Genomic DNA, 19,901 nt, shown 5'->3' with positions numbered 1-19,901 from the left:
TGGCTGGCGCCGGGAGGTTGAAACGGGAGTCAACCGAAAGGTTGATTTGTATGTCCTGGACGGAATATCGGGCTGGCCGGGCGAGGGGCGGGGATACGCTGGAAGGCATGCAGTCCCCCACCGGCGCCACCACGATCCTCCGGGTCCTGCGCGTGTGCCTTCACGTTGGTTTCGCCGTGCTCTTGCTCGTGGCAATCGTCCGGCTGCTGGGCGGCCTGGGCTCTACCGGTGCGCCATCACCCCTCGCAGTGACCGCCGGTTTGGGGCTTTCGGCTTTGCTGGCCGTGGTGTACCTCGCGGGGACAGTGCTGGAGAAACGGCACGCCAGTGACCCCTCCAGGTTCAACCCAACGCCCTACGCTCTCTGGTGGCTGGCCGCCGTCATGATGCTGTGGCTGCTCTTGCTGCTGGTCAGTGCGGACTTCGCCTGGGTGGCCTTCCCGCTGTTCTTCCTGCAGCTCCACCTGCTTCCGCGGCGCCTGGCACTGCCCGCGATCGGGCTGAGCACCGCGCTGTTGGTGGGTGCTTTGTGGTTCCACGGCAGGGGCTCCGCGGACGGCGGCCTGCAGCTGGCCATGGTGCTGGGTCCCGTGTTCGGTGCGGCTTTCGCCGTCGTGACCGGCCTGGCGTACCGGGCATTGTTCCTGGAGGCGGAAAACCAGCGTCTAGTCGCCGAGGAACTGCGCCGGACCCGCGACGCACTGGCACAAACACAGCACGACGCCGGCATGCTGGCCGAGCGCGAACGACTGGCCCGCGAAATCCACGACACCCTGGCGCAGGGCTTCTCCAGCATCGTCCTCATGGGGCGGTCCGCCGAGAAGGCCCTGGACGGCGGAAATACCGAGACGGCGAAGGAACAGTTGAGGATTGTCCAGGAGACAGCTTCGGCCAACCTGGCGGAGGCGCGCAGTTTCGTGCGGGGGCTGCGGTCGCCGGACCTGGAGCACTCAGGCTTGGTGGACACCCTGCGCCGCCTCTGCGAAAAGACCGAAACCGAGGCGGCGGCAAGGGGAACAGCCTTGCGCTGCCGCTTCGAACTGGTGGGCACGCCCGTCGAGCTTCCCAACACCTACCAGACCACCCTGCTTCGGGCCGCCCAGGCCTCCCTCGCGAACGTCTGGGCGCATGCGAAGGCGCGTGCCGCCGTCGTCACTCTCTCCTTCCCGGGTTCCGAAGTGACGCTGGACATCTTCGACGACGGCGTCGGTTTCGAACCCACGACGGCGACCGGCACCGCGCGCGGCGACGGTACCGGCGTCGGGTTTCTGAGCCTGCGCGAACGGCTGGCGGCGCTCGATGGCAGGCTGGACCTGGAGTCGGCCCCGGGTGAAGGCACGGTGGTGGCCATCCGCGTACCTTTGCCAACCGGGGAGGGGGCGGCGTGACCGGAATCCGGGTGTTGTTGGTAGATGACCACCCAGTGGTCAGGGCCGGACTTCGGGCCATGCTGAGCGACTTCCCAGGGGTGAGCGTGGTGGCGGAGGCCGCTGACGGTGACGCCGCACTGGCGGAGTTGAGCAAGCTCCACACCCTCGGCGAGCCGGTGGACCTGGTGCTCATGGACCTGCAAATGGGCAGTGGCATGGACGGCGTGACGGCCACGGAAAAGATCAAAGCCGGTGAAGCCGGGACTCCCCCGCCACCCGTGCTGATTTTGACCACTTACGACACCGACGCCGACATCCTCGCCGCTGTGGAGGCAGGCGCCAGTGGTTACATGTTGAAGGATGCGCCGCCGGAACAGATCCGGCAGGCCGTGCTTTCGGCCGCTGCCGGCCAGACCGCACTGGCACCGGAAGTGGCGGCGCGATTGATGGGGCGGATCAGGAATCCCTCACCCGTGCTGAGCGGCAGGGAAGTCCAACTGTTGGAATTGCTCGCCACCGGCATGAGCAACAGGGCCATCGCCAAGCAACTCTTTATTTCCGAGGCCACTGTGAAGACACACTTGGTCCACATCTATTCCAAGTTGGGTGTGGACAACCGGACGGCGGCCATCGCGACGGCAACGCAGCGCCGGATCATCCGCGGGCACTGACTTCCGGCGCCAGGCACGCGCCCCGCAGTCCCCTGGTGAGGTAAGCAGTTTTGGTGAAACGGTTGACCTTTCGCCTTTCAACAGTGACGATTAGTGCACGTTTCGCTATGAGTTAGATCACAAACTGTCACTCGTCGAAAGTTGGCTCACATGTCCGCACCCTCCTTGGGTCTGTCCGGAGCTGCCCCCAACAGCTCTGGACGCATCAGAAAAGGCTCATTCGCCAGGAAGGCCGCGTCCCTCGGTCTCGCCTCACTCCTCCTCGCAGGAACCATCCCGGCCCTCACCTTCGCCGCCGCTGCCAATGCCGCTCCCGGCGACCCCGCGGTCATCAAGACCGTCACCCCGGAAGTACCCGTCGACGCAGCTGGAGTACCCCTCGGGGCGGTGACCGGCTTTACCCAGTCCGGTAACGTCGTCGACCTTTCCACCGAAAAGGGCGCCATCCGCGTCACCTTCCTGGACGACGGCAACTTCCGCCTGGAAGCCGATCCCAGCGGAAAGTTCACCGACCCTGCGAACACCGACCAGGGCGACCCGGCCAGGTCAGCCAACATCGTGGTGGGCAAGGATAAGTTCCCCGGCACCACGCCCACGGTCATCGACGGCGACTGGCTGGTCCTGAAAACTGCCAAAATCAGCGTCGAGATCAACAAAGCGACCACCCTGCTCCGTGTTGCCAGCGCCGACGGCTCGCTGGTCCTGGAAGAGTCCGCACCCATCACGTTCGGTGCGAATTCGGCCACCCAGCACCTCGCCCAGCACGACGGTGAGCAATTCATCGGCGGCGGCATGCAGAACGGCCGCTCAGTCCACACCGGCGCACTGATCAACATCGCCAAGAACTTCGACTGGGACGACGACGGCTACCCCAACGCCGTCCCGTACTACATGTCCTCCATGGGCTACGGCGTCCTGCGTGACACGTTCGCCCGCGGCTCCTACAATTTCGCGGGCGAACCGACCACTACGCATGAGGAAAAGCGTTTTGATGCCTACTACTTCGTGGGCGATTACAAGCAGTCGCTGGGCGCGTACACCACGCTGACCGGCAAGCCGATGATGCCCCCGGTGTACGCCCTGGAATACGGCGACGCTGACTGCTACAACCGCTCAAACCCGGGCTATTCGTCCTCCGGATACGGCGATCCCGACGGCGCCAAGCAGAAAACTCCCGACGCCATCAAGACCGCACGGAAGTTCGTTGAGAACGACATGCCCGCCGGCTGGATGCTGGTCAACGACGGCTACGGCTGCGAGTACCAGCAACTCCCGGAAACCGTGAGCAACATCGAGGACGAAACCGACCTCAAGGTCGGCCTCTGGACGCAACGCTCCCTCACCAACCAGGAATACGAAGTAGGCGAGGCCGGCGTCCGGCTCCGCAAGCTGGACGTCGCATGGGTTGGCCAAGGCTACCGCCAGGCCCTGACGGGCTGCGAAGCTGCCCACGGCGGCATCGAGCAGTACTCGAATGCCCGCGGCACCTCGCTGATGGTGGAAGGCTGGGCCGGCTCCCAGCGCTGCGGCATGCAGTGGACGGGTGACCATTCAGGAAACCTCGACGCCGTCCGCTGGCAGGTCTCGGCCCTCACCGGCGCCGGCAACTCTGGCCTGGCATTCACCACCGGCGACGTTGACGGCATCTTTGGCGGGTCCGCCGAGTCCTACGTCCGCGACCTCCAGTGGAAAGCCTTCGCTCCGGCGCTGTACTCCATGTCCGGCTGGGCCGCGACGGATAAGCGTCCGTGGCTCTACGGCGACGAGGCAACAGCCATCAACCGCCAATACCTGCAGCTCCGCCAGCAGCTCATGCCCTTCATCTACTCGCTCGCGCAGGAATCCTCCACCACCGGCGTCTCCATGATGCGCTCCATGGCCCTCGAATTCCCTGACCAGCAGTGGTCCTACGGTGCCGAAGCGAACAACCAGTTCCTGCTGGGCTCCGACTTCCTGGTAGCACCCGTCTTTACGCAGACCGACGTCCGCAACGGCATCTTCCTCCCGGCCGGCCAGCAGTGGGTGGACTACTGGACCGGCAAGCTCTACCAGGGTGGCCAGATCCTCAACGGCTACAACGCACCCCTGGATAAGCTGCCGGTGTTCGTTCGTGCCGGAGCGGTGATCCCGCAAGGCATCGTGGCCCGCAACGCGTCCTTGGTCCCGGAAGACTCCATGATCACCCTGGATGTCTATGCCAAGGGCCAGGACACCTTCACGCTCTATGAGGATGACAAGGTCACCCGCGAATTCAAGAACGGCAAGTCCTCCAGCCAGCTCTTCTCCGTGGATGCTCCCGGTACCGGCAACAGCAGCGTCAAGGTGTCCATCGGTGAACGCCAGGGCGAATACACCGGCAAGGCCGCAGCCCGCCCCTACGAGCTCAAAGTCCATGCAGGCGCGGCACCCAAAGACGTCAAAATCGGTGGAACCAAACTCACCCAACACACCACCCAGGCTGCTTACGCAGCTGCGGCAACCGGCTGGTACTTCGATGAAGCCAACAACGGCACCATCTGGGTAAAGACCGGGTCCATCGCTTCCAACCAGTCCGCAACGGTTCAACTCCAGCAGGCCGGCCCGCTGGGCGGCAAGAGCCAGGAAGACACCGCAGCGGAAGTCCGCGTGACCACCGGCCAGCAGGTCTTCCAGGACCAGGAAACCACTGTCACCGCGGCATTCGTGAACACCGGAACCAAGGCCAAGACCAATGTGGTCCTCACCCCGGTTCTTCCCGAGGGTTGGACTGTTGTCTCGTCCTCCGGCGCGACGGCGGCCAAGGTTGAAGGCGGCGCTACAAGCACGGCCACTTTCGTCATCAAACCCGGCCCCAGCGCGAAGGCGGGGCAACAGACTGTGCGGGTAACGGCGTCGTACGCTGCTTCCGGCTCAACCCAATCGGTGACCGGCGGCAACCAGATCTACGTCGCCTACGGGTCCTTGGCCGCGGCCTACAACACCGTCTCCGTCACCACGGTGGCCGGCAAGGCACTCGGAAACTTCGACGGCGGAGGGGCCACCTTCGCTGCCGAGCAGCTGGCTGCCGCTACGGTTCCGGCAGGCGGAGTCCGGCCGGGCAGCACCGTGACGGTGGATGCCGGGAAGCCGACCCAGGTGGACTACACCTGGCCGGCCGTGGGACCCGATGTTCCCAACTCGGTGGCGCTGTCCGCGCAGACCATCGCCCTGAAGGGCAAGGGAACGCACTTGGCTGTCCTCGGATCGGCTGCGGTGGGCAATGGCACCAGCCCCACGTTGACCTTGACGTACGCTGACGGATCCACGGAGAAACAGTCCATCTTCTTCCCGAACTGGCTGCAGCCCTCAGTACTGAACGGCGCCCTGCTCGCGGTATCCGAACAAGGCCGCAACAACGCCAACGGTCCGTCGCCGGAGTACACGCAATACAAGTACCAGGCATTCTCCAACACGGTCCGGCTCAACCCCACCAAGGAACTGGCCTCCGTCACCCTGCCCACCGACACCCGGGTGAAGTTCTTCGACTGGAAAGTCACCTCGCAGCCGTTGCCGGACGTACCGCATGGAGCGGTGTACGCCTCGGAAACGCCGTGGGTCCAGGCACTCAACGGCTACGGGGTGATCGGCAAGAACGTGGCCAACAAGGACTCCGCGTCGTCCCCGGACAAGCCGTTGGCCATCAACTACACCGATCCCGCCACCGGTCAGCAACCCGTTTTCTCCAAGGGACTGGGCGTCCACGCTGCCTCCAGGATCACCTATTACCTGGGTGGCAAGTGCACTTCATTTACGTCCCAAGTGGGCCTTGAAAGCGGCTTCGGCGGCAACATCATCTTCAAGGTCAACGCCGACGGGGTGAACAAGTACCAGTCGCGCACCTATACGCCGGGATTCGCTCCGGAATCGGTGTCCGTTGACCTGACGGGGGCGGCTTACGTGGAGCTGGTCGTTGACCCGTCCGGTTCCATCAATGGAGCACATGGTGTCTGGGGTGATGCAAAGTTCACCTGCGCTCCCTAGCCTGACGTTGCAAACAGACGGCCGTCGCTTGCCGCACCTCCCCGGGGTGGCAGGCGGCGGCCGTCCGGCTGCCGGCCATGACAAGAAAGTGTCGGGGGAACCGGGCATAATGTGGCAAATGGGGAAAACACGTACTTTGATTCTTGGTCTGGCCACGATTGTGCTGGCAGGCTCGCTGACCGCTTGCGACGACGGCCGTTCGGGCGCTGAGGGAGCCGCCAAGCAGCTCGCCTCCTCGCTGTCGGCGCTCGACGTCGGCCAGCTCGCCGTTGAGGGCAAGGATGCCGCCGCGGCCAACGACCAGCTCAAGGCAGTTTTCGAAGGACTCGACGCCACGCCGTCGGTGCAGTCCGGTGACGTCAAGCTCGACGGCGACACCGCCACTTTCCCTCTTAAATACAGCTGGAACATCGGCTCGGCCAAGTGGGAGTACAGTTCCGATGCCACCTTGAAGAAGTCCGGTGACAAGTGGGCGGTTCAATGGAGCCCCGCCCTGCTGGCACCGGAGCTTTCCGATGGCGAAACTCTTTCCGTCAAGACCGTTCCTGCCCAGCGCGGCCAGATCCTGGGCGCCGGGGATGCCCCTATTGTGGAGGACCGGCCCGTCTTCCGGGTCGGCATCGACAAGACCAAGATTCCAGCGGAACAAGCGGATGCTTCAGCGCGTGCGATGGCTGCCCTGCTGGGCTTGGACGTTGAGGAATACGCCAAGCAGGTTGCTGCGTCCGGCCCGCAGGCATTTGTGGAAGGACTGGTTCTCAGGGCTTACACGACGGATATCACGGAGGCCAAGATCAAGGCCATTCCCGGTGGTGCCAGCATCCTGGATTCGATGGCCCTCGCACCAACGCGGACCTTTGCACGTGCACTGCTCGGAAGCGTTGGCCAGGCCAGTGCGGAACAAATTGAAAAGTCCAACGGCGCCTTGCGTGCCGGTGACACCACGGGAACCGGCGGCCTGCAGCAGAAGTACGACACCCTGCTCCGCGGCAAGGACGGTGTTGAGGTCATTGCGAGCACCGAGGCCAAAGCTGAAGGGGAAACGCCCGGCACCAAGGTGTTCTTTTCCTCCCTCCCCGCTCCCGGCACCACCCTCAAGACAACCCTTGACCTGAAACTGCAGCAACTGGCCGAGGAAACCCTTGCGGGCGTTGGCCCGGCGTCGGCCATAGTTGCCCTCCGACCCTCCACGGGCGCCGTGCTCGCCGCCGCCTCCGGGCCGGGGAGCAACGGCTACAACACTGCAATGCTGGGCCAGTACGCGCCAGGATCCACCTTCAAGATTGTTGACTCCCTGGCGATGTTCCGGAACGGCGCAACCCCCGATTCCAAGGTCGAGTGCCCGCCGACGCTGACTGTTGACGGTCGGACCTTCAAGAACGCGGAGGGGTACCCCGAAAGCTCGCTGGGTTCAGTTGCTTTGCGGGATGCGTTTGCCCACTCCTGCAACACTGCCTTCATCAACGCCCGTGACACCGTCAGCCAGGACCAGTTGGAATCCGCGGCCCAGGCTCTTGGTGTGGCTGTTGAAGCCCCCAAACTCGGTGCTGACGCGTTCCTGGGTTCCGTTCCCGGTGCTGCTGAGGGTACGGAGCACGCCGCTTCCATGATTGGCCAGGGCAAGGTGCTCTTCTCGCCCCTCTCGGCCGCTGTCATGGCAGCTTCGGTGGCCAACGGTGCCCCCGTCTCACCGCAACTGGTGCTCAATGCCGACGCCGTGCCGGCCACCACCTCCACGGCCGCTCCCACGGAAAGCAGCTCCGCCACGCCGTCGCCGGACTCCGCGACGGCCAGCGCGCTGCCTGCCTCGCCGGCATCCACCAAGCCGATCACCAAGGAGGAATCGGCTGCCCTGTCCGACATGATGCGGGCGGTAGTAACCTCGGGCCACGCCGGTTTCCTTGCCGCAGTGCCGGGTGCACCGGTCGGGGCAAAGACGGGCACCGCCGAATTCGGTAATGACAACCCGCCCAAGACCCACGCGTGGATTGTTGCCACCCACGGGGACCTGGCGGTTGCCGTGTTTGTTGAAGACGGCGGACTGGGTGCCACCACCAGTGGGCCGTTGCTGAAAACGTTCCTGACCGCGGCGGGCTGATCCGGAGGAGAACCCATGACAGGCAGTACCCAGTGTGTGGTGGTCGGCGGAGGTCCGGCCGGGATAATGCTGGGGCTGCTGCTTGCCCGGGCCGGTGTGCAGGTCACTGTCTTGGAAAAACACGCCGACTTCCTCCGGGATTTCAGGGGCGACACGGTCCATGCGTCCACCGTCCGGCTCCTGGACGAGTTGGGTTTGGGAGAAGGCTTCAGGGCCCTGCCGCAGAGCCGGCTGGAGAACTTCCGGTTGCCTGTTGCCGGGGGTCGCTCGGTGGTGCTGGCCGATTTCGGACTCCTTAAAGAGCCCTACAACTATGTGGCGATGGTTCCCCAGTGGGACCTGCTTAATTTCCTGGTGGCAGCTGCCGGGCAGGAACCCACCTTTACGCTGCGGATGAATACCGAGGTCACGGACCTGCTGCGGGACTCTTCGGGGGCAGTGACGGGTGTGGCGTACCGGACCAGGGACCCGCTGACCGGCTCCCCGCTGGACAGCGGCGAACTGATGGCCACCCTGACTGTGGCGTGCGATGGCCGGGGTTCGGTGCTGCGGCAGCGGGCCGGACTGGCTCCCCACGAATACCCGGTGCCGTTCGACACCTGGTGGTTCCGGCTCCCCCGCACGGCCGACGAGGATGAGCCAGTGGCATCCATAGCGCCGCGTTTCGGCAGCTCCGACGTCCTGCTGAGCCTCACCCGCAAGGACTACCACCAGATCGCCTATCTGGCTGCGAAGGGCTTGGATCCCCAGCTCCGGGCTGAGGGCGTGGAAGCCTTCCGGGCCAGGGTTGCGCGGCTGCGGCCGGATCTAGCCGACCGCGTAGACACCATCAGGTCTGTCGACGAGCTTCACTTGCTGGATGTGAAGCTCAACCGCTTGGCCCGCTGGCATCAGCCGGGCCTGCTCTTGATTGGCGACGCCGCGCATGCCATGTCCCCGGCCGGAGGCGTGGGAATCAACCTCGCGGTGCAGGACGCCGTGGCGGCAGCGCGCTTTATTGCCTCACCGCTGCTCAGTGGAACACTCGACGACGGCCACCTCGCCGCCGTCCAGAAGCGGCGTTGGCTGCCCACCGTGATTGTCCAGACGTTCCAGCGGGTGCTGCATCGCGCCATCTTTGCCCGGGTGATGGCCGGCAAACAGCCCAAGCCACCCAGGATCCTGGTCCTGATGGCCCGGCACCTGCGCGGTTTTCCCAAGCTTCCCGCCCGCATGATCGCCTTTGGACCGCGCCCCGAGCATGCTCCGGACTTTGCCAGGCGAAAGCCGTAGCGCTGCGTCGACGCCTAAGCCAATTGCCGCCGTCGGGCGTTAATACCCCGGCGTGGGAGGATTGAAACGTGGCCCATATTGACGTTTCCGGCATCGACTACTTCCTCTCCGACGGCACCCAGCTGCTCAACGGTGTGACCTTCAAGGTTCCCGACGGCACCAAAACGGCGCTGATCGGACCCAACGGAACAGGCAAGACCACACTGTTCAAGATCATCGCCGGAGACCTCACTCCTGATGAAGGTGCCGTGGGCCGCTCGGGCAACATGGGCATCATGCGGCAGTTCGTGGGCCAGGTCCGCGACGAATCCACCGTCCGCGACCTCCTGGTTTCCACTGCGCAGGCCGGGCTCGCAGCAGCAGCCAAGGCGGTGGAAGAAGCCGAATTGGCCATGATGGAGCACGACGACGAACCCACGCAGATGAAGTACGCGCAGGCGATCGTGGACTGGGGCGATGCCGGCGGATACGACGTCGAGACAGTCTGGGACGAAGTGTGCATGGCCGCTTTGGGGATTTCCTTCGACAAAGCCCAGTTCCGCCGTGCTTCCACGCTGTCGGGCGGCGAGCAAAAGCGCCTGGTGTTGGAAGCGCTCTTCGCCGGGCCGGACGAGCTCCTGCTCCTGGACGAACCGGACAACTACCTTGACGTGCCTGGGAAGCGATGGCTGGAAGGCAAGCTCAACGAGTCCAAGAAGACCGTGCTCTTCATCAGCCACGACCGCGAGCTTCTCAACAACGCCGCCGGCCGTATCGTGACACTGGAGCCGGGCATCAACGGTGCCGGCGCTTGGATCCACGGTGGAGGTTTCGGCTCCTACGTCGAAGCACGCGCAGACCGTAACGCCCGGTTCGAGGAACTCCGCAAACGCTGGGACGAGGAGCACATCAAGCTCAAGGAACTCGTCAACATGTACAAGAACAAGGCGGCATTCCGCTCCGACATGGCCAACAGGTACCAGGCAGCGCAGACCCGCCTTGCGAAGTTCCTGGAGGCCGGGCCGCCGGAGGCCCTGCCCATCGAGCAGAACGTGAAGATGCGGCTCAAGGGTGGCCGCACCGCCAAGCGGGCCGTCGTTGCAGAGAAGCTGGAACTGACCGGGCTCATGAAGCCGTTCTCCACGGAGATCTGGTTCGGGGACCGGGTGGGCGTCCTGGGATCCAACGGTTCGGGCAAGAGCCACTTCCTGCGTCTTCTCGCGACCGGCGGTACCGACCCGGAGCGCGAGCACCTGCCGGTGTCCGACGTCGTCATCGCGGAAGTCCCGCACGAAGGGTCGGTGAAACTGGGGGCACGCATCCGGCCCGGGTTCTTCGCCCAGACGCATGTCCGTCCGGATCTGCTGGGCCGGACGTTGCTGGAAATTCTGCACCGCGGCGACGAACACCGTTCGGGCCTTCCGCGTGAGGCTGCAGCGGGAGCCTTGGATTCCTATGGCCTGGCGGGTCAGTCGGAGCAGAAATACGAGTCCTTGTCCGGTGGCCAGCAGGCACGTTTCCAGATCCTGCTGCTCCAGCTGTCCGGTGCCACGCTCCTCCTGCTGGATGAGCCCACGGACAACCTGGACCTCCACTCAGGCGAAGCCCTGGAGCGTGCCATCGACGCGTTCGAGGGAACCGTCCTGGCCGTCACGCACGACCGTTGGTTCGCCAAGTCCTTCGACCGCTTCCTGATCTTCGGGTCCGACGGCAAGGTGTACGAATCCGAAGAGCCCGTGTGGGACGAAAAGCGGGTAGAGCGCGCCCGCTGACACCGGACGCTTCCTCACGTTCCGCGCCTTTCGGGTGGATGCTTGCTCACGTAACAGGCCTTTCGGGCGGACGCTTGCTCACGTAACAGGCCTTTCGGGCGGACGCTTGTTCACGTTCCGCGCCTTTCGGGTGGATGCTTGCTCACGTTCCGCGCCTTTCGGGCGGATGCTTGCTCACGTTCCGCGCCTTTCGGGTGGACGCTTGCTCACGTAACGAGCCCTTCGGGTGGACGCTTGCTCACGTCCCGGCGCGAGAGCTTGAGCTGGCTTCCTAGTTGGCCGCTACCCGATCACCAACGGGTGGTCACTGAGCGAGGGTTGGGTTGAAGGCAGTGGGGTGTGGGTGAGGGTTGGGTTGAAGGGTGTGGGATGTGAGGGAGGATTGGGTTGAAGGGCGTGGGATGTGAGCGAGGGTTTGTGCTCAAATGATCACATCACATGATTAAGTGAGCACACCCCTGCTACCGTGGAGGCATGGGAACCACTGACCGCCACAGGCTCATCGCCGAACTGCTGCGCGGACAAGAAGAAGTAACCGTCGACGAACTGGTCTCAACCACCGGAGCTTCCGGGGCGACCATCCGCCGCGACCTCGAGATCCTGGCAGCCAACGGTGTGCTCAAGCGAGTGCACGGGGGTGCCCGCAGCCTCCTGGCCCGTGGAGAGAACCCCGGCTACGGGCAGCGCGAACTCGAGGACCACGAGGCCAAAGCCCGCATAGCCAAAGCCGTGGATGGACTCATCAGGGATCGCGAACACGTGTGGCTGGACAGCGGATCCACTGCCACGGAAATCGCACGCCGGCTCAGCACACGAGAGCTCACGGTCATGCCGATGTCCTTGCACGGCGTCCAAGCCCTCACGCAATCCTCGGAGGGCCGGGCTCCTGAACTCATCCTCCCAGGTGGCCGGTTCACCCCGGGTGAGCAGTCTTTCAGGGGACCCATGGCGGAAGCCAACGTCCGCTCGCTTAGGTTCGACACCGCCGTCGTAACCCCTTGCGCGCTCAACCTCAAAGACGGCCTGCTGGCTCACGACCTCGATGACGCCGCCGTGAAGCGTGCCGGTCTGGAGTCGGCGTCGCGCGTGATCGTCGCGGCCGCGGGAAGCAAATGGAATGCCGGCGCCAGGGCCCTGGTTGCCGCGATGGACAGCGTGGACGTCATCGTGACGGACCTGGAACCATCCCCCGAAGACCTTGCCCAGCTCAACAAACTCTCCGTGGAAGTTGTGATTGCATGACCACCAACACCAGAAGCACCACCAACGTCAGGGCCGCGGCAGTGGCGACGTTCCTGATCTTCGGCATGAACGGTCTGGTCTTCGCCAGTTGGGCAGCCCGCATTCCGGCTGTGACCGAAGCGCTCAACCTCACGTCCGGCCAGATGGGCACGCTCTTGCTCTGCACCGCGGTTGGCTCGTTGCTGGCGCTGCCGTCTGCGGGTTGGGTGGTGGGCCGGATCGGCACGGCGAACACGGTTCGGTTGGCCGGCATCGTGGCAGGAGCCGCGGGTGCGGCAATTGCGTTCTCCCTGATGGCCGCGTCCGTGCCGGCCACAGCCGTAGCGCTCTTCTTCTTCGGCATCGGCATTGGCCTGTGGGACGTAGCCCAGAACATTGAAGGCGCCGACGTCGAACACCGGCTAGAGCGGACCATCATGCCGCAGTTCCACGCGGCATTCAGCGGCGGGGCCTTCCTCGGCGCGCTGATCGGTGCGGGGTTGTCCCAACTGGGAGTCGGCCTGCCCGAGCACTTGCTGGTCATCGCCGCCGTCGCTGTCGCGTTGGCCCTGACCGTCCCCAAGTACTTTTTGCCGCATGAAGCGGTGGAAATTCACGACGGCGGCGGGCCGGCCGCCAAGGGTCCCACGGCTTGGCGGGATGGCAGGACGCTGCTGATCGGCGTCGTGGTCCTGGGTGCCACGCTCACCGAGGGTGCGGGCAATGACTGGATCGCCAAGGCAGCGGTGGACGGGCTGGGTGCTTCAGAGTCCACCGGCGCTTTGCTGTTCGCCCTGTTTGTCCTGGCCATGACCATCATGCGGTTCCTTGGCGGTAAGGCGATCGACAAGTTTGGCCGGGTAGCCGTTCTCCGCGCCAGCATGGCCGCAGCCGCCTTGGGCCTGGCCCTGTTCGTATTCGCGGGCAACGTGGTTTTGGCCGGAGTCGGCGCGGCTCTCTGGGGCATTGGGGCGGCGCTGGCCTTCCCCATGGGTATGTCTGCGGCTGCCGATGATCCCAAACACGCCGCTGCCAGGGTCTCCGTAGTTTCCACCATCGGCTACATTGCCTTCCTGGCAGGACCGCCGCTGCTGGGCTACTTGGGAGACCAAACAGGAATCCACCTGGCCTTGCTGGCCATTGGGGCGCCTATTCTGCTGGCTCTCCTGCTTGCCGGCGTCGCGAAGCCCTTGCCGCCCAAATAGTCCTGCCATCCAACGAAGCATTCTCCCGAATGCATACGTCCTGGAATCGCCACCAAGCCAAGAGCACCAAGCCGGCGGCCAGGCAGGCACCGCCCAGGACATCGCTCAGCCAGTGCGCGGAGAGGTACGTCCGGCTGATCATCATGGCGATGATGCCCAATGCGGCCAATGTCGTCATCCACCAGCGGCCGGCGAGGACAGCCAGAACCACCAGGAAGGCGGTGGTGGCGGATACATGCCCGGAAGGGTATGAACCGGTATCGGTGAGGACCTTGGCCCCCACAGGCCTTTCCCGGCCTACTACGACTTTGGCCAGCTGGGTGAGCGCCAGTGTGGCTATTCCGGAGCCCGCAACGAATAACGCCGTCACCGGACGTTTCCAAGCCACCAAGGCGAGGGCCAGCACTCCCTGGGCCGACAGCATCCCCACGTAGCCCACCCAGTTGAGGATCCCGTTGACGCCATCCCAGAAGGGAGAGTGCAACGTAAAGGAGAAGGCCTGCCACCAGGTGTCTACGCTGTTGAAGGCAGGTTGGCCCTGTCCTGCCAGGATCATGACTCCCGGAACCACAAACGCACACAGCAGCAATATTCCAGGGGCAAGCAGCTTCCAGTCCGGTTGCCTTCGGGGAGTCAGGACGCGAATCATCAACTCATCGTAGCCATGGCGGCCCTGCAGTACCGGCAGGCGATACTGTGAAGGGATGCGAGGCTTCGTGGGCAAAGGTCCCAAACGTGTTGTCAAACTCGACCACTTCCTGGTGCGGGCTGTTTCCCGGCAACCGCAGGGCGACCATGACGTCTTCTTCCGGCGGCTTTCGTCCGCGGCGACGAAAGGCAAGCTGTGGTTCGGCATTGCCGGGATCATGGCGACGGTTCCAGGGAAACCCCGCAGGGCGGCGCTCCATGGCTTGCTCGCACTGGGTGTTGCTTCCGGCGTTACCAACGTCATTTTCAAGCGGGCTTTGCCCCGCAGGCGGCCGCTTCCTGAACATCTGCCGTTGTTCCGGTTCGTGAATCCGCAGCCCACAAGCTCTTCGATGCCATCCGGCCACTCTGCGTCCGCTGTGGCCTTCGCGGTGGGCGCAGGAATCGTCTCGCCTGCGATAGGGGTTGCATTGGCGCCCATCGCCGTGGGGGTGGCCTACTCGCGGGTGCACACGGGTGCCCACTGGCCATCCGACGTCGTCTTTGGCTCGGCTTTGGGTGCCGGCGCCGCATTTCTCACGCGTAAGTGGTGGCCTGCCCGCCCGGCGGAGCCGACTCCCCGCCGCACCCCCGCTGAGGTTCCGGCAATTCACGACGGCGAGGGGCTGAGTATCGCGGTCAACGTCCTGGGCGGGTCCTACTCCCCCGAAACCGGAGAACTGCTGCGACGAGTATTCCCCAAGGCTTATATACGAGAGATTTCCGAAGGGGAGGATGTCGCCGAAGAGGTCAAGGCCGCAGCAACCCGGCCCGGAACCGTAGCGCTGGGCGTATGGGGCGGCGACGGAACGGTGGGAGCGGCGGCTGCTGCCGCCGTCGAACATTCACTGCCTCTGGCGGTTCTGCCGGGAGGGACGCTGAATCACTTCGCGCGCGATCTCGGCGCCCGCTCGATCGAGGACGTCCTGGACGCCTTGGCCAATGGTTTCGCAGCGTCCGTGGACCTGGGCCATGTTGTTGTCCAGCGCGGCCTCGTTGAGAAGCCGGAGACCTCGGAGCTGGCCATGCTGAATACGGCGAGTGTGGGCGTGTACCCCAATCTGGTCAGGCGGCGTGAGCGCCTGCAGCCGGCCATGGGCAAGCCGCTCGCAAGTGTGGTGGCATCGCTCCGGACCTTCGGCGTGAATTCCCCCACCACGCTCACGGTGAACGGACAAAAGCACAAGCTCTGGATTCTCTACATGGGCAGGGGAAGGTTCTATCCCAGCGACCATGCGCCCATCCGCCGTCCTGTGCTGGATGATGGTGTGTTCGACCTCCGCATGATCACGGCGGACGAACCATTCGCACGTGCGCGTTTGCTGTGGGCCGTCGTTACCGGCACCGTGTCGGCCTCGAAGGTCACCCACCTTGCCGAGGCTACAGAGATTACCGTCGAAGCCATTGGGCAGCCGTTGGTGCTGGCCGTCGACGGTGAACCTACGCCTGGAGTCCGCTCGGCTACCTTCACGGTGAAGCCTCGCGTCCTGCGCGTGTACTCGTCGCTTCCGGTGGCTGACTGAAGCGGACTGACCGGGGTCATCCGGTAGGACTACCCTGACTGAACCCTGAATCATCCCTGAGACAGGCGATTTGGGCGGCCTCCCTGAGTAGCGTGGTGAGTACATTCAAAACTCACCTGCACATTTATGTGCTCCGAGGAGGGGAACGCTTCCATGATCGAAGCAAAGGGCCTGACTAAGGTCTACGGCCAGAAAACTGCCGTCGGCGGTGTCAGTTTCACTGTCCAGGCTGGACGGGTGACGGGCTTCCTGGGCCCGAACGGTGCCGGCAAGTCCACCACGATGCGCATGATCATGGGGCTTGACTCTCCCACATCGGGCGACGTCACGGTCAACGGCCTGCACTATGCGCAGCACAAGGCTCCCCTGCACCAGGTAGGTGCCTTGCTGGATGCCAAGGCTGTCCACACCAGCCGCAGTGCCTACAACCACCTGCTGGCCATGGCTGCAACGCACAGCATTCCTACCGCCCGCGTTCACGAGGTCATTGAGATGACCGGGCTCGGCGCCGTGGCGAAGAAGAAGGCTGGGGGATTCTCGCTGGGTATGGGCCAGCGCCTTGGCATTGCAGCCGCACTCCTCGGTGACCCTCAGACCCTCATCCTCGACGAGCCCGTCAACGGACTCGATCCTGAAGGCGTGCTGTGGGTGCGCAATCTGGTCAAGTACCTGGCCAGCCAGGGCAAGACCGTTTTCCTTTCGTCGCACTTGATGAGCGAAATGGCGCAGACCGCCGACCACCTGATTGTGATCGGCCGGGGCAGGATCATCGCGGATGCTCCTGTGCAGGACATCATCGCCGGAGCCCAGCAGGCCAAAACGTTGGTCCGTACCTCAGCTGCCAGCCAGCTGTCGGCCTTGCTGGTGGGAGACGGTGTCCGGGTGGACCAGAGCCAGACGGAGACCCTGGAAGTGGTGGGTCTGCAACCGCGTGAGATCGCCCAGGTTGCCTTGGACAACAACGTACTGGTCTACGAACTGACGCCGCAGGTTTCCTCGCTGGAAGATGCCTACTTCAATCTCACCAAGGACGAAGTGGAGTACCAATCCCATATGTCCGGTGAGCCTGTCTCTGCCGCCCCGGAAGGAAAGTAAGGACAATGAGCACCATGACTGAAAACCGCACCAAAGCACCGGCCCACGCATCGGCCGGGGTCCGCGGCGTTACTTTTGGGGGAGTAGTCAAGTCGGAGTGGATCAAGCTCCGCTCACTGACGTCCACCGTGATCCTGCTCGCTGTGACTCTTATTGCCACAGTGGGCGTGGGTGCCCTTGCCGTTTTGATCCGCTTCACCTTCCTTGATCAGATGATCAAGCAGGCCAAGGATGCCGGCCAGCCCGTCACCGGCGAGATGCTGACGAAATCCTTCCCGCCGGGGTCCGGATTCGACCTCTACAACCTGCCCAATGCCGGCATCCAGATCGGCACCTTGGTCCTTGGCTCGCTGGCCGTGCTCTTCATTTCGTCCGAGTACGCCACCGGCATGATCCGTTCAACCATGAACGCAGTTCCCAAGCGCATTCCGGCCTTCGCGGCCAAGGCGCTGCTTCTGGTGGTCCTCTCCTACGTCATCACCACCATTGCCGCCGTATTGACATTCCTCATCGCCATGCCCGTCTTCCAGGGCCTGGATATTGATCTGACGTGGTCCACTGACGGTGTCCTGTACAGCATCTTCACCGGTGGCCTGTATGTTGCCGGCGTAGCTTTGATCGGTCTTTCGTTGGGAACCCTCCTGCGCAACTCGGCCGGTGGCGTGACCGTACTTGTCGCACTGTTCTTCGTACTGTCGATCGCATCCGGCTTCCTCTCACTGGTGCCGGGCGACTTCTGGAAGTACGTGCCGCAGTACATTCCCAGCGAGGCTGGTGGCAGGTTCCTTTCCATCGGTCACACCGACGGCGTCATCGACCCGTGGCAGGGTGGGTTGATCTTCCTGGGCTACGTGCTGGTCTTCCTGATTCCGGCCATCATCGTGATCAAGAAGCGCGACGTCTAGGCCGACGTGCCCTCTAGGCTCAATTCATGACTGAAGCTCCACAGATGAAGGACGCGCCGGCCGCCGTGGCCGACGCGTCCTTCGCTGAAATTGCCCAACGCCGCCGGGGCAGGATCCGGCGGTACTTCTTCACGCGTCCCCGTGCCATGGACGCCGTGGTGGTGCTTTGCTACGTGTTGTTGGCGTTGCCCACCATCGTCGCCTCGATCGGTGAGGGCAAATGGCTCGTGGTGGCCATACTGCTCCTTATTGCCTTGGCATTGGTCTTCAGGAGGCAGTTCCCGCTCCAGGTGGTCCTGGCCGTGGCCCTGCTGGAAATCTCGGCGACCATCCTGAACCCCTGGGGCTCCAACGTTTCGGCAGGCCTGTGGTTCGCCCTTTATGCGGTGGCTTCCCTCCGGAAGCGCGGGATCACGTTTGCGGTCTTTATCGCCGCAAGCCTGCCCCTGAGCCTGCTTTACCTGTTCATGTGGACTAGCCCGGCCCAGATGGACACGCTTCAGGACGTTCCGGAGAATTTCCACCTCATCAACAACATCGCCACGGCGGTCACCATCATGTTGTCGAACCTGCTGGCCACGGGCATTGGCATTTCGGTTCGCCAGCGACGGGAACACGAAGCGGAGATCGCTGCCTGGGCCGCCCGGACCACGCGGCTGGGCAAGGTCACCGAACGCAACCGCATCGCCCGCGAAATGCACGACGTCGTCGCCCACTCTTTGACGGTCATGATCAGTCTTTCGGATGGTGCGGCAGTTGTGGTCAAGAAGGATCCGGAACGTGCCGGCGAGGTGCTTGGCGAACTCTCGCGGACCGGACGCACCGCCCTGGCGGATATGCGGCGTGTTCTGGGGGTTCTACGTGATGATTCAGGCCGGCCGGCCCCGCTCACGCCGCTTGAGTCCGGGTACAACCTGGCCAAGCTCCTGGAGGGCTTCCGCACGGCCGGCCTGCCATTGCATTATGCGCACACCGGGCCGGCGTTGCCGGCCGACCCGGCGTTCGAGCTCACCGTCTACAGGATCGTGCAGGAATCCCTGACCAACGTGTTGCGTTACGGACGCTCGTTGAGCCGGGTGGACGTCCAGGTGGCCCGCGACGGCGATGTGGTCACCATTGATGTCCTCGACGACGGACGCGGAACCAGGGACGGTGGCAGCGAATCGATTGGCAGCCTGGGCACAGGGCTGGGCATTGCCGGAATGAATGAACGCGCTGGAATCTATGCTGGAATCGTTACTGCCGGTCCAGGCAAAAGAGGCGGTTGGGCGGTCCACGCCGACCTCCACTGGAACGGCGACAAGGGGGAATCATGACCAATGACATCAAAGTGCTGCTCGTGGACGACCAGCCGCTGCTCAGGATGGGCTTCCGACTCATTCTGGAAGGCGAAGAAGACTTCCATGTAGTGGGCGAGGCGTCCGATGGCGCTGAAGCCGTCCGCCAGGTCGAAGCCTTGCAACCTGACGTGGTGCTGATGGACGTCCGAATGCCCACCATGGACGGGATCGAGGCAACGCGGCGTATCTCCGATTCAGGTTCGGAAGCGCGGGTCATCATCCTGACCACGTTCGACCTCGATGAGTACGCCTTCACCGGTTTGCAGGCCGGAGCCTCTGCCTTCCTCCTCAAGGACGTTGCCCCGGTAGAGCTCGTCCATGCGGTGCGGCTCGTGGCGAGCGGTGACGCCGTCGTCGCCCCGCGTGTAACGCAGCGGCTCCTAGAGACGTATGTCCGGGGCGGTGCAGTGCCGGGCCATTCGCCCGCACCCCACCGGGATCCCTTGCTTGGCGAACTCACGCCGCGCGAAACCGAAATCCTCACGACCATCGCCGAGGGTCTGTCCAATGCGGAGATCGCCCATAAGTTCTTCCTCTCCGAGGCCACTGTGAAGACGCACGTCCGCCGGATCCTGAGCAAGCTGCAGCTGCGGGATCGCGTGCAGGTGGTTGTCTACGCCTACGAGACCGGACTGGTGGTGCCGAGCAACCCGGACTACTGATGCAGCGGGCCCGGTCCGGGCCCACTTTCCTCACAAGATGTGCGTTATAGACATTCATAAATGTTTTTAATGACTATTTGAGCTGATTCTGTGTTACCTTCG

At 63.9% G+C, this 19,901-nt stretch carries 14 protein-coding genes; 13 read left to right on the top strand and 1 reads right to left on the bottom strand.

From position 1 onward, the window contains the following. Positions 1-107 precede the first annotated feature (107 nt). The 8 genes from JMY29_RS20030 to JMY29_RS19995 all read left to right on the top strand — a co-directional run bounded on the left by JMY29_RS20030 (position 108) and on the right by JMY29_RS19995 (position 13,587). The gene (locus JMY29_RS20030) at positions 108-1,388 is read left to right on the top strand and encodes a sensor histidine kinase (protein WP_189076456.1); all 1,281 of its coding nucleotides are present in this window, start codon (positions 108-110) and stop codon (positions 1,386-1,388) included. After that, the gene (locus JMY29_RS20025) at positions 1,385-2,041 is read left to right on the top strand and encodes a response regulator (RefSeq protein ID WP_018778505.1); all 657 of its coding nucleotides are present in this window, start codon (positions 1,385-1,387) and stop codon (positions 2,039-2,041) included. The genes JMY29_RS20030 and JMY29_RS20025 overlap by 4 nt, the downstream gene beginning before the upstream one ends. A gap of 150 nt (positions 2,042-2,191) precedes the next feature. Beyond that, positions 2,192-6,040: an NPCBM/NEW2 domain-containing protein gene (locus tag JMY29_RS20020; RefSeq protein WP_189076455.1), complete on the top strand. Its 3,849-nt coding sequence runs from the start codon at positions 2,192-2,194 to the stop codon at positions 6,038-6,040. Between the two features lie 118 nt (positions 6,041-6,158). After that, positions 6,159-8,138, top strand: coding sequence for a penicillin-binding transpeptidase domain-containing protein (locus JMY29_RS20015; protein ID WP_189076454.1), 1,980 nt, complete (start codon positions 6,159-6,161; stop codon positions 8,136-8,138). A gap of 15 nt (positions 8,139-8,153) precedes the next feature. Continuing rightward, the gene (locus tag JMY29_RS20010; RefSeq protein ID WP_064722365.1) at positions 8,154-9,410 is read left to right on the top strand and encodes an FAD-dependent oxidoreductase; all 1,257 of its coding nucleotides are present in this window, start codon (positions 8,154-8,156) and stop codon (positions 9,408-9,410) included. A gap of 68 nt (positions 9,411-9,478) precedes the next feature. Then, a complete protein-coding gene (locus tag JMY29_RS20005) occupies positions 9,479-11,161 on the top strand; it encodes an ABC-F family ATP-binding cassette domain-containing protein (protein WP_055976759.1) in 1,683 nt (560 codons plus the stop codon). A 474-nt stretch (positions 11,162-11,635) separates the two neighbouring features. After that, positions 11,636-12,403: a DeoR/GlpR family DNA-binding transcription regulator gene (locus JMY29_RS20000; RefSeq protein WP_079582545.1), complete on the top strand. Its 768-nt coding sequence runs from the start codon at positions 11,636-11,638 to the stop codon at positions 12,401-12,403. After that, complete coding sequence (locus JMY29_RS19995) at positions 12,400-13,587, top strand: MFS transporter (RefSeq protein WP_189076453.1); 1,188 nt, start codon at positions 12,400-12,402, stop codon at positions 13,585-13,587. Before JMY29_RS20000 ends, JMY29_RS19995 begins: the two co-directional genes overlap by 4 nt. On the opposite strand, the gene JMY29_RS19990 is transcribed toward JMY29_RS19995, so the two are convergent. Beyond that, on the bottom strand, positions 13,532-14,236 hold the full coding sequence (locus JMY29_RS19990; protein WP_229778657.1) for a phosphatase PAP2 family protein: 705 nt from the start codon (positions 14,234-14,236) through the stop codon (positions 13,532-13,534). The two genes, JMY29_RS19995 and JMY29_RS19990, sit on opposite strands and share 56 nt — an antisense overlap. Before the next feature lie 55 nt (positions 14,237-14,291). On the opposite strand from JMY29_RS19990, the gene JMY29_RS19985 reads away from it, so the two are divergent. From JMY29_RS19985 to JMY29_RS19965, 5 genes are all read left to right on the top strand, one after another. After that, on the top strand, positions 14,292-15,797 hold the full coding sequence (locus JMY29_RS19985) for a bifunctional phosphatase PAP2/diacylglycerol kinase family protein (protein ID WP_189076451.1): 1,506 nt from the start codon (positions 14,292-14,294) through the stop codon (positions 15,795-15,797). 153 nt (positions 15,798-15,950) lie between these two features. Then, entirely contained in the window at positions 15,951-16,892 is a 942-nt protein-coding gene (locus JMY29_RS19980) for an ABC transporter ATP-binding protein (RefSeq protein WP_018778515.1), read from the top strand. Between the two features lie 5 nt (positions 16,893-16,897). Next, the gene (locus JMY29_RS19975) at positions 16,898-17,797 is read left to right on the top strand and encodes an ABC transporter permease (RefSeq protein ID WP_018778516.1); all 900 of its coding nucleotides are present in this window, start codon (positions 16,898-16,900) and stop codon (positions 17,795-17,797) included. 26 nt (positions 17,798-17,823) lie between these two features. After that, the gene (locus tag JMY29_RS19970) at positions 17,824-19,113 is read left to right on the top strand and encodes a sensor histidine kinase (RefSeq protein ID WP_039243532.1); all 1,290 of its coding nucleotides are present in this window, start codon (positions 17,824-17,826) and stop codon (positions 19,111-19,113) included. After that, complete coding sequence (locus tag JMY29_RS19965; protein WP_018778518.1) at positions 19,110-19,799, top strand: response regulator; 690 nt, start codon at positions 19,110-19,112, stop codon at positions 19,797-19,799. The genes JMY29_RS19970 and JMY29_RS19965 overlap by 4 nt, the downstream gene beginning before the upstream one ends. Positions 19,800-19,901 lie beyond the last annotated feature (102 nt).

The organism is Paenarthrobacter nicotinovorans (genome assembly GCF_021919345.1).
In the GTDB taxonomy this organism is placed as follows: domain Bacteria; phylum Actinomycetota; class Actinomycetes; order Actinomycetales; family Micrococcaceae; genus Arthrobacter; species Arthrobacter nicotinovorans.
Note: the sequence above shows the minus strand (reverse complement) of the source record. Positions and strands in the feature narration are given on the sequence as shown.